Source organism: Clostridium beijerinckii, from assembly GCA_003129525.1.
In the GTDB taxonomy this organism is placed as follows: Bacteria; Bacillota; Clostridia; order Clostridiales; family Clostridiaceae; genus Clostridium; species Clostridium beijerinckii_D.
Window position 1 is genome coordinate 2,973,236 of the sequence record CP029329.1, and the last position, 12,580, is coordinate 2,985,815.

Sequence of the window (12,580 nt, forward strand, 5' to 3'; positions counted from 1 at the left end):
TCTCTAAGCTCCTTTTTGTTCGTTAAAAAATAATTACTTGTTTTTGGAAGATGCTTAGAAACTATATAATTAGGTGGGTGAAAAGTAATTGAAAATATCTGAATTAGAAAAAATTATATTAGATAATTCATCTAAACTCAATTTAAATAGAGGAAAAGAAATATTAAAAAGCGGAAATCTAACTAAAGTTAGCATAAATAAGATAGATGACAATTATAATATATATGGTAACTTTAAAGGTGAAAATAAAATACAAAATTGCAATTCTCATTTAAAAATAAATATTATAAATAAAAGACTCACATTTGTTAAATGTGAGTGTAATATGTTTGTAGAATTTAATTCTACAAGTAATATTTATTTATGTGAACATTTAGTTGCAATCGGATTAGGTTTTGTAGAGCAAATAAAAAAGAAACTTAATAAAACAAGTGAAAACAAAGTAGTTATAAGGAAAGATAAAGATTTGTTGTTTAAATTATCTAATATGAATAACTTTAGGTTAAGCGATGAAATAAATTCGGATAAAGTTAATTTAAACAACACAAAAGAGAGGTTAGAATTAAGTATTTCTTTAAAAGAAGTGTTCGAGGGGAATGGTAATTATTTTGATGTTAGTTTATTTGTAGGTACTAATAATAAGTATCCAATTGTTAATATTAATGAATTCATTATAAGTTTGAATAAATCAAAAGAATATTATATTGGAAAAGGATTAATATACGATGCAGATAAATATTGTTTTTCAAAAGAAGACAAAGAGATTTTAGAATATATATATGAATATATATTAATTTCTAACCATAGCAACAATGGTAATAATATTAGAATTAATAAAGAAATTTTAAGAAGATTACTTGAAATTCTTTTATCTAAGAAAATAAAATTCAATTATAATTATCAAACTTATATTTGTGAAATAAAAGACGAAGATGTACCTATTTCTTTTACATTAAAAACAGTAAAAGAAGATTATGTTTTAACCACTAAGAAAGTCTTTCCAATACCATTAAATGATAAAATGGATGTTTTCTTTTTTGATAGAAAAATATATCTTCCATCTTTGGATCAAATTAAAGTGTATAAGATATTTTATAATACTCTTAAAGAAGATAATAAAATTACATTTTATAAAGACATAAGTGTTGATGAGCTTAGCAACTTAATTTCACATATAAATGTAATGTCTAAAAACTTATCAGTAGATGATATTATTATTGACAAATTAGGTGATAATATAAAAGTTGATTTTCAGTTTGAAAAAAAAGAAGAATATTTTTATTGTAATGTAACTCTAATCAATAATGAAAATAAACTTTCATATAATGAACTTTTAAGTGCCAGCAATTCAATTATAAAAAACTCTAAAAAGATAAGGCTTATAGAAAGTGTACTGAATAAAAATAGATTTTTTTATAAAAACGGTACTTTTATATTTTATGGAAATGATGATGATTACTATCTTTTCTTAAAAGAGAAGTTTAAATACCTTAAGGCACTAGGGGAAATACGAGTTTTAAAAGACAGTAATAAATATTTTAAACTTTACAAAGGTGACATATCAGAAATAAATATAAATGAACATGAAGATAATGATTTTAATTTTTCATTTAAATTAGATGGAATTGATAATAAGGAATTAAATTCTGTTATTAATGCCTATAAAAACAAAAAAAGTTATATTAAACTTAAAGATGATACTTTTGTTGATTTAGAAGATGAGGAGTTAAGAGAATTTATAAGAATTATAGAAACTTTAAATATAGATGTGACAGAAGGTAAGGATGAATATAAACTTGAACTAAATAAAATTTATTATTTAAATAGTAAATTAGATAATAAATCAATAAATTTAATTAATGGAAAAGAAAAATTAGAGGAATCATTAAAGAGATTGGATAAATTAAATGAAAATAATTTTGAGATTCCTAAAAATCTTAAAGGTTATCTTAGAGAATACCAAGTTAGAGGATATAATTGGCTTAAAAGCCTAAGTTATTTAGGCCTTGGTGGGATATTAGCAGATGAAATGGGTCTTGGAAAAACAATTCAGACGATAGCATTTTTATTATCTGAAGAAAATAAACATTCTTTAGTAGTTACACCAACATCTCTTATATACAATTGGAAACAGGAATTTGATAAATTTGCTCCAATTCTAAGAATTGGAATTATTCATGGTAATAAAAAAGAGAGAACAACAGTCTTAAATAATATTTATGATTATGATATTATATTGACTACATATGGAACGTTGAAAAATGATATTCTAGAATATGAAAATATAAAATTTGATTATTTAATATTAGATGAGGGACAAAATATAAATAACCCAGAATCACAAAATGCAAAATTAATGAAAAATATTAATGCTAAGAGTAGATTTGTTTTAACAGGGACACCAATGGAAAATAATTTAATAGAGCTTTGGGCTTTATTTGATTTTATAATGCCAGGATATCTTTATACTAAACAAGAATTTACTTATAAATTTATTAAGCAAGAAGAAAAGTATCTTGAAGAACTTAAAATACTTATTAGCCCTTATATTTTAAGAAGAATTAAAAAAGATGTAATTAAGGAAATGCCAGAAAAAATTGAAACTAAATTTTTAGTTGAAATGACAACATCTCAAAAGAAAATATATAAAGCATTTCTTAAGGAGATTCAAGATAACATTAAAAATCCTAAGATAAATAAAAATAATATAACTATATTCTCTTATTTAACCAAATTACGACAAATTTGTTTGGATCCATCTGTTATAATTGATGGATATTCTGGTGGAAGTGGTAAAATAAATATTGCTAAAGAACTGATATTAGAAAATATAAAAGAACATAAGATTTTATTATTTTCTCAATTTACATCTGTTTTATCTAGAATTTCATATGAACTGAAATTGCAAAATATAAAATATAGTTATTTGGATGGAAATATTTCTTCAAAAAATAGAGTTAAGCTTGTAGATGAATTCAACGAAAATAAAGATATAAGAATATTTTTAATATCATTAAAGGCAGGGGGAACAGGACTTAATTTAACAAGTGCAGACATTGTGATTCATTTTGATCCTTGGTGGAATTTATCAGTAGAAGATCAAGCCACAGATAGAGCTCATAGAATAGGTCAAAAGAATATTGTAGAGGTAATTAAATTAATAGCAAAAGATACAATTGAAGAAAAGATATTGCTTCTTCAAAATGATAAGAAAGAACTTATAAATGATGTTATAACTGGAGAGCTGAAAGATGGAAATATAGTAAATAAACTAAAAAGCAATGAAATATTATCTTTGTTTTTAGACTAATTAGTTTAAAAACAAAGATAATATATGATATAATGAATATACGTAACTACTAAGTTATACTTTAAAATAAACAATTGTAAATATTCGATTTCTAATTATGAACTATTAAAAATTAAACAGTGATAATTAAATTTCCGAATATAAATAGAATGTGATAATTTATATATATATGATATAAAAATGAAAAAATAGGTATATACAGATATATTTATGTGATGTTAAATTAAAACTTTAAATAAAAAAATTTCATTTATGCCATAAAAAGTACCAAAATTAATAAATTATTTTGTATATAATAATGACCGGAGAAGGGAGCGTATGGTATGCTCGAATGTGTTTTAATAGATTTAGATGTTAATGAGAACACAAATGTAAATGAACTTATTGATAAACATATGCCTTTTATAATAAAAAGTATTTCAGATGTTACAGGAAGATATGTGTCATGTGAAAATGATGAGGAACTAAGTGTTGGATTACTCGGTTTTCATGAGGCTATTGAAAGATATGATAATGAAAAAGGTCATTTCTTGTCTTTTGCAAAGCTTGTTATAGGAAGTAGAATCAAAAATTATTTAAAAGGTGAAAATAAACATCAACATTCATCCCTTGAAGAATTATTGGACAAGGGGTTAGAAATTAAAGATGAATATTTAGAGCAAAAAGAAGATAATAGTATATTGGTTGAAGAAATAAATATGCTAAAAACCGAGATAAGTTCTTTTGGGTTTACTTTAGAAGACTTAGTAAATGAAGCTCCTAAACAGCAAGCAACGAGAATAAATGCAATTAATTTATCAGAAGAAATAAGTAAAGATGAAGAGTTTACCTCTTTTATGTATGTAAAGAAAAGATTACCTATTAAAAGAATTGTTTTAAAATATTCTGTTACAGAAAAGGTGATTAAAAGAAGTAAGAAATTTATAATTTCTGTGGTAATAATAATTGATAAAAATTTCAGCGTTTTAAAGAATTGGATCAGAAAGTAGGTGATAAAAATGAATAAAGGAATGATAATGGAAGTAAAAAAGAATTATGCTATAGCTTTAAATGATGAAGGAATAATGGATAAAATACTATTTAAACAAAATATGGAAGTTGGTCAAAAAATATTTTATTTTGAAGATGATGTTGTAAAAGCAACTACCAATAAAGCTCATAGATATAATAATTTTATAAAATCATTTGGATCTATTGCTGCATTATTTTTACTTGTATTCACCTTCTTTAATACGATGAGGTACGAGCAGGCATATGCCATTGTTAGTTTGGATATTAATCCGAGTATACAAATAGAAGCAGATAGTAATCAGCAGATTATTAAAGTTGAAGGCGTAAATATTGATGGCAAGAATATAGATTTTAGTGATATTAAAGATATTTCGCTTAATGATGGAATAGATAAAATAAAAGAAAAACTAATAGCGAAAAATTATTTAGATACTAATAGGGAAGTATTAGTTGGTTATGCATTTATAGAAAATGGAGATAATAGTGCTTATTTAGATGATTTAAAAGATGCTATCCAATCAACTTTTAAAACAGAAAAGGTTACTTATGTTAAAGGGGATAAAGAAGATGTTAATGAGGCAAAGACCAAAGGCATAAGTTTAGGTAGATATGAAGCATCCCTTGTAGCTGATGAAGAAACAAAGAGTAAAATAGATAAAGCACCAGTTAAGGATATTACTTCAAGTATAAAAGACAAAGAGAATGTTGTTCAATGGCAAGCAGAGGATGAAAAAATAGCTGATGAAAAAGCAAAACTTAACGATGCGCCAGTGACAAATATAAATCCTGAAGTAAAGACTGAGACTCCATTAAACGAGAAACCAGAATTTAGTGTTCCAAATCAAAATGCAGAATCTGATATTAATAATCCTGTTATTGAAAATGGTAAAGATAATAATGTTAAGCCTGAAAATAATGAAGTATTAGAATTAGAGCCAGAAGTTCCACCGACACAAAATGGAAAAGATGAGACTTCAACTTCAAATCCATCAAAGGATACCAGTATTATCATAGAGCCTAATGGATCTATTGAGAATAATACAACTTCAGGAAAGATTGAAGAAGATCCTAATAAAACATCAGGAATGCCAGCAAAAACTGATGAGACCCTGGTGAATAGGAATACTAAAAATTAAAGAGATTTTTAAAAGTTACAAAGTAGGTTTATCTATTAAAAAGATGAACCTACTTTTTTTAGAAAAATTTATAGATATGCAAGGTACAATTTTTGAATATAAAAATAAGGACTATAAGAATAATTTATAGTATACTTACTAATAAGGCATATTTAAAAGATAATTAGTCAATATTCTAGTCTATTTTATATTAAGACGAGGTACCCACGTTGAGGGTACATTGACCCTTGTGGTTACTAGGTGCCTCTGAGGGGATAAGTTCAATTAAATTTAGCTGAAGTATTAAAATTCCAGCTGAAAAATTTCACTTTATGTCATATGCTTTAGTATTAATAATAAGAATTTGGGGAGATTGAAAATGATAAAAGAATATTTGAAAAATAACGTATTAATAAGCGATGGGGCAATGGGTACATATTATTCACAGTTAACAGAAAGTGATGTATCATACTGTGAATTTGGTAATTTAAATGATAAAGATACGATAAAAAAAATACATAATGAGTATATTGAAGCCGGTGCTAAGTTAATTAGGACTAATACTTTTTCAGCTAATACATATAATCTTGGAGTTTCTTTAGAAATATTAAGTGATATAATTAAATCAGGAATAGATATAGCAAAGGAAGCTACCCAAAACACATCTGTTTTCATAGGAGCAAGTATTGGGCCTATAAAAGAAGATAATATAGATGAATCTCATAATGAAATTTTAAAAGAATATAAATTTATAGTAGATTGTTTTTTAGTGAGTGGAATTGATATTTTTGTATTTGAAACTTTTAGTAATTACAACTATTTAGAAGAAATATGTGAGTACATAAAAATTAAAAATCCAGATAGCTTTATATTAACTCAGTTTGCAGTTAAACCTGATGGATTTACAAGAGATGGATTAAGTGTAACTAAATTAGTTAAAGAAGTTAAAGATATAAAATACATAGATGCATATGGATTTAATTGTGGATCAGGACCAACTCATGTATCTGAAATAATAAAAAAGATTAATATAGGTAATGATATTGTTTCAGCACTTCCTAATGCAGGATATCCAGAAATAATTCATGAAAGAACAATTTACCCTAATAATCCAATATATTTTGCAAAGAAAGTTAATGAAATCAAAAACCTTGGCGTTTCAATTGTTGGAGGATGTTGTGGAACAAATCCTAATTATATTAAACAATTAGCTTCTTTAATTCATGAAAATTCTAAAGTAGCTAATACTGTTATTAGACATGAAGAAAAAGTCAAAGAATATGAAAACAAGACAAAAAATACTTTTAAAGATAAATTAGATAATAATGAATTTGTAGTTGCAATAGAATTATCTGCACCTATAGATACAGATATATCAAAGCTTATTAATGGAGCTAAAGTATGCAAAGAAAATAATATTGATTTGGTGACCATACCTGATTCACCAATGTCAAAAGTGAGAGCTGACTCAACAATTATAGCGTCTAAAATCAAAAGAGAAATAGGTATTGATGCCATGCCGCATATATGTTGTAGAGATAAAAATACAAATGCAATAAGATCAAGTTTGATAGGATCTCATATTGAAGATATTAGAAATGTACTTGCAATTACAGGAGATCCTATATCAGATGCTAGTAAGATTGAAACAAAGAGTGTATTTAATTTAAATTCATTTAGATTGATGGAACTTATAGAAGATATGAATTCAGAGTTTTTTAAACAAGATAACATTTTTATAGGCGGAGCGTTAAATTTAAATGTTTTAAACAAGGAAGTAGAATTTAATCGTATGCTAAAAAAGATTGAAAAAGGTGCACAATTCTTTCTAACTCAACCTATATATGATGATGATGCCATAGAATTTTTAAAGAAGATTAAGGAAAGAACAAATGTGAAGATTTTAGCCGGATTACTTCCGGTTGTTAGCTATAGAAATGCAGTATTTTTAAATAATGAGCTTCCTGGAGTTACAATACCTGAGAAATACGTAAAAATGTTTTCGAAAAATATGAGTAAAGAAGAAGCACAAGAAGTTGGAATAAAGATTAGTGTAGAGATTGGAAAAAAAATAAAAGGAATTTGTGATGGATTATATTTTATAACTCCGTTTAATAGAGTTAATATGCTGATTGAAATAATAAAACAAATTAAAGCTTAATCTTAATTCTTAAAATACTGGAGGAATTCTAATGAGAGTAGGTATTATAAGACATTTTAAAGTTAATTGCCATAAAAGTCTTTTTATGACATCTAAAGAATTTAAAGAATGGGAAGCGAATTATAACAAAAGTGATGTTATTAGAAATAATGTAGAACTTATGGGGATAAAATGGGATAAATGTTATTCTAGCACACTCATAAGAGCAATAGTAACAGCGCAACATGTATATAAAGGAAATATAGTTAAGAATGATTTAATTAGAGAAACTATAATCGATCCTATATTTAAAAGCAATTTTAAATTTCCATATTGGTTTTGGGCAGTTAGTGGAAGATTTGCTTGGTATTTTAATCATAAATCCCAAGAAGAAAATAAAATTTTAACTAAAGATAAAGCTAAAAAATTTATTGAAACACTTCTATATGAAGCAAAAATAGAAGGTACAGAAAATATATTAATAGTTACACATGGATTTTTTATGTATAGTCTTCAAAAAGAGCTTAAGAAAAGAGGATTTATAGGTAAACTGATAACTAGTCCTAAAAATGGAGTTTTATATTTATATAAAAAAGAATAAAAAATATAGCAATTTAATATGCAAGTTATTAACAAATTAAAAATAATTTACAAGAATAATATAAATTTAAGATAAAGGACTATGTCAAAATTGATAAATTTAATTTTGAGACAGTCCTTTTTCTATGAAAATGTTGAAATGTAAATTTAAATAAGTTACTATACTAAGTATACAAAAAAAAGGAGGAATTTTATCATGAATAATATATTATTAGATGAAGCAAATAGATGTTTAGTATGTAAAAATCCTAGATGCAAAGTAAACTGTCCTATTGATACACCGATACCTGATATAATAACTCTTTATAAAGAAGGTAAACTTAAGGAAGCTGGAGAAATCTTATTTAATAATAATCCGCTTTCAGCGGTGTGTTCATTAGTTTGCATTCATGAAGATCAATGCAAAGGAAATTGTGTGAAAGGAATAAAGGGAGAACCAATAAATTTTCATGATATAGAACAAGAAATATCAGAAAAATATATAGAAGATGTTAAATTTGAAAATATACCAAAAGATAAGGATAGGATTGCAATAATTGGCGGAGGACCTGCAGGAATTACAATTGCATTTATATTAGCACGAAAAGGATATAATATAACTATCTTTGATGCACACGTGAAAATAGGTGGAGTATTAAGATATGGTATACCAGAATATAGATTACCTAAAAAGTTAATAGATACAATTGAAGATAAACTTATTGAGCTTGGAGTAAAAATTAGACCTAATACTCTTATAGGTCCAGTCATAACTTTAGATAGATTATTTGAAGATGGATACAAGGCTGCATTCATTGGAACTGGAGTATGGAACCCTAAGACATTAAATATTAAGGGCGAAACTCTTGGAAATGCACATTTTGCTATAGATTACTTAAAATCACCAGAGTATTATAAACTAGGTGAAAAGGTGGCTGTTATAGGAGCAGGAAATGTAGCAATGGATGCAGCAAGAAGTGCTAAAAGAAATGGAGCTAAAGAGGTAACTATACTTTATAGAAAAGGCTTTGAAGATATGAGTGCTACTAAACAAGAAATAAGAGAAGCTAAAGAAGATGGAATTATATTTAATTTATTTAAATCTCCAATTGAAATTACAGAAGACGGTATTAAATTGGCTCTTACAGAAAATGTAACTGATGAAGACGGAAAAGTGATAACTAAAATCATAGAAGGAAAAACTGAATTCTTTGAATGTGAGTCTACAATTATAGCTGTAAGTCAAACACCTAGAACAAATATAGTATCTAATACAACAGAGCTTAATACAAATAGATGGGGACTATTAATCACCGATGAAAAAGGTAACACAACTAAAAAAGGAACATTTGCATCAGGAGATGTAGTTACAGGTGCAAAAACTGTAGTTGAAGCAGTATTCCGGGCTAAAGTAGTTGCAGAAACTATAGAAGAATATTGTAAAAACAATTAAAGTTAGAATAAGATGGAGAATATGTTAAGGAGTAGAGGTAAAAATTATTTAGTCTATATTATTTTTATGTAATAAACTTTTAACTATAAATATATAGCAAATTATATGTTTATAGTTAAAAGATTTATAAATATAAATTTTAGGCTTATTTAAATTAATATGTTAAAATGTATGTATATAATTAATGGGGAGTGTATATAAAAAATGGGTATTACAATAAAAGATATTGCAAAAATTGCCAATGTTTCTCATACAACAGTATCGAGAGCACTTAATAATAGTCCTTATATAAATGAAGAAACAAAGGTGAAAATTAAAGCTTTAGCAAAAGAATTAAAATATGTACCAAATTACAATGCGAAAAGTTTAGTTTTATTAAAATCATATGTTATTGGAGTTTTCTTTACGTCTATTAGTGAAGGTACATCTGACACGTTCTTTCATGAGATTATAAAGGGAATAAATAAAGTAATAGATAAAGAATATAATTTAGTTATTAGAGGAATAGATAAATATGAATATTCTCACCCAATAGATAAAAAGAATTTTGATGGAATAATAGTAGTTAGTCAAAGTAAAAATGATGATGAATTCATAAATGACATAATAGAAAAGGGAATACCAATTGTAGTAATCAATAGACATATAGAAACTGAGGGGATTGTAAATATCATGTCTAATGACACTAAGGGTTCTTATGATGCAGTTAATTATTTAATAAAAAATAATCATAAGAAGATAGCGTTGATAGAAGGAAATAAAGAATTTGAATCAAGTTTATATAGAAAAAAGGGATATCTTAAAGCGTTAGAAGACAATAATATCCCATTAAATCAAGAATATATTATAAGTGGAAAATATAATTTAGAAAGTGGATATGAAAATATGAACAAATTAATAGAATTAAAAAACAGACCAACAGCAGTTTTTTGTTTAAATGATGATATAGCTGTTGGAGCTATGAAAGCAACTATTGAATCAGGATTAAATGTTCCAAATGATATTTCCATTATAGGATTTGATGATAGTAATTTCTGTAATTATGTAACTCCACCTTTAACAAGTGTAAAAAAAGACTCACTAACTATGAGTGAATATGGTGGAATAAATTTATTGAATATAATAAAAAATGATGAGGTAAATAAAGACAAATTTTATATCGAATCAAAACTTGTAGTAAGAAGCTCTGTAAAAAAGTTAGAATAGAATTATTAATCTAAAAATAATAATATATTTATAAATTTATGTAGTATAAAAAATAATTCATATAAAAGGAGTAATATACTTGATTTTATATGAATTTTTAGTTCTCATATAAGTAAATTATTTTAAAAAAATTGTTAACGTTAACAAAAAAGTGTTGCATTATTTTATAAGAGGTATTATAATAATGTTAAGCAATTGATATTTATTTATCAAACTATGTTCACGTTAACAATTAAATTTAACTTAAATTGTTAACGTGAACAAACTAAGAAAGAAGGATTTAGTATGAAAAAATTTATGGATGAAAATTTTTTATTAAGTAATGAGACAGCAGAAAAGTTATATCATGAGTATTCTGAAAAAATGCCAATTATAGATTATCACTGTCACATTAATCAAAAAGAGATTTTAGAAAATAAACAATTTGCTAATATAACTCAAGTATGGCTTTATGGTGACCATTACAAATGGAGACAAATGAGAACTTATGGAATAGATGAAAAGTATATTACTGGAGATGGAAGTGATTATGAAAAGTTTTTAGCTTGGGCAAAAACAATTTCAGTTGCTATAGGAAATCCTTTATATCACTGGACACATTTAGAACTAAAAAGATTTTTTGGTGTAAATGAAGTCTTAAATGAAAAGACTGCTCCAGCTATATGGGAAAAAGTAAATAAAATGCTTAACACTGACGGATTTAAAGTAAGAGAACTTATTAAAAAGTCTAATGTTAAAGTTATTTGTACAACTGATGATCCAGTTGATTCTCTTGAAGATCACATAGCAATTAAAGAAGATAAGAGTTTTGATGTAAAAGTTTTACCAACTTTTAGACCTGATAAAGCTTTAGGAGTAAATAAAGAAACTTATAAAGAATGGTTCAATAAATTAGAAAAAACTGTTGATGGAAAAATAAATACTTATGATGAGTATTTAGATGCATTAAAGAAAAGAGTTGAGTTCTTCCATGAAGTCGGGTGCAGAGTTTCAGACAATGCATTAGATTTTGTACCAGTTGGAAATACTACAATTGAAGAAGTTAGAAAAATATTTAATAAAGTATTAATAGATGGACAAGTATCATTTGAAGATGAGAACAAATTCAGAGTATTTACATTAAAATATTTAGGTAAATTATATAATGATTTAAATTGGACAATGCAATTACACATGAATTGTGTAAGAGATAACAATAGTAAAAGGTTTGAAACTTTAGGACCTGATACTGGATTTGATTCTCTTAATGATACAGAAGTCGCGATTCCACTTTCAAGATTACTAGATGCCTTAAATGTAGAAGACGCTCTTCCAAAAACTATTATTTATAGCTTAAATGCAAATGATAATGCAACTATTGGAACATTAATAGGATGTTTCCAAGGAGATAATATAAAAGGTAAAATTCAATTTGGATCAGCTTGGTGGTTTAATGATCATAAGCTTGGAATGGAAGAACAAATTAAATCATTAGCTAACTTAGGTCTTTTAAGTGCATTTGTAGGAATGCTTACAGATTCAAGAAGTTTCTTATCTTATACAAGACATGAATATTTTAGAAGAATTCTATGTAATGTAATTGGAGAATGGGTTGAAAATGGTGAATTACCTAATGATACTGAAGCACTAGGACAAATTGTATCAGATATAAGCTATAACAATGCAGAAAAATATTTTCAATTTTAATAAATATTTTATGAAATAGCGGCATTGTTAATAGTATATTGGGAAATAAAACAAAATAATTTTAAAGAAATATAAAATTT

Annotated in this window: 8 protein-coding genes; all 8 read left to right on the forward strand. The window is 25.7% G+C overall.

The features are described 5' to 3' along the window. The first annotated feature begins 88 nt into the window (after positions 1-88). The 8 genes from DIC82_13120 to DIC82_13155 all read left to right on the forward strand — a co-directional run bounded on the left by DIC82_13120 (position 89) and on the right by DIC82_13155 (position 12,500). Complete coding sequence (locus DIC82_13120) at positions 89-3,310, forward strand: ATP-dependent helicase (GenBank protein AWK51902.1); 3,222 nt, start codon at positions 89-91, stop codon at positions 3,308-3,310. 323 nt (positions 3,311-3,633) lie between these two features. Continuing rightward, positions 3,634-4,299, forward strand: a complete 666-nt coding sequence (locus tag DIC82_13125) for an RNA polymerase subunit sigma (protein ID AWK51903.1) — start codon at positions 3,634-3,636, stop codon at positions 4,297-4,299. Between the two features lie 9 nt (positions 4,300-4,308). Further along, a complete protein-coding gene (locus DIC82_13130; GenBank protein ID AWK51904.1) occupies positions 4,309-5,457 on the forward strand; it encodes an anti-sigma factor in 1,149 nt (382 codons plus the stop codon). Positions 5,458-5,815: 358 nt separating this feature from the next. Next, positions 5,816-7,597, forward strand: coding sequence for a bifunctional homocysteine S-methyltransferase/methylenetetrahydrofolate reductase (locus tag DIC82_13135; protein ID AWK51905.1), 1,782 nt, complete (start codon positions 5,816-5,818; stop codon positions 7,595-7,597). Between the two features lie 31 nt (positions 7,598-7,628). Next, positions 7,629-8,177, forward strand: coding sequence for a phosphoglycerate mutase (locus DIC82_13140; protein ID AWK51906.1), 549 nt, complete (start codon positions 7,629-7,631; stop codon positions 8,175-8,177). A 195-nt stretch (positions 8,178-8,372) separates the two neighbouring features. Then, the gene (locus tag DIC82_13145; GenBank protein AWK51907.1) at positions 8,373-9,608 is read left to right on the forward strand and encodes a dihydropyrimidine dehydrogenase; all 1,236 of its coding nucleotides are present in this window, start codon (positions 8,373-8,375) and stop codon (positions 9,606-9,608) included. 204 nt (positions 9,609-9,812) lie between these two features. Beyond that, entirely contained in the window at positions 9,813-10,814 is a 1,002-nt protein-coding gene (locus tag DIC82_13150) for a LacI family transcriptional regulator (protein ID AWK51908.1), read from the forward strand. Between the two features lie 285 nt (positions 10,815-11,099). Beyond that, positions 11,100-12,500 carry a glucuronate isomerase gene (locus tag DIC82_13155; GenBank protein ID AWK51909.1) on the forward strand — a complete coding sequence of 467 codons (1,401 nt, stop codon included), beginning with the start codon at positions 11,100-11,102 and terminating at the stop codon, positions 12,498-12,500. The last annotated feature ends 80 nt before the right edge of the window (positions 12,501-12,580 follow it).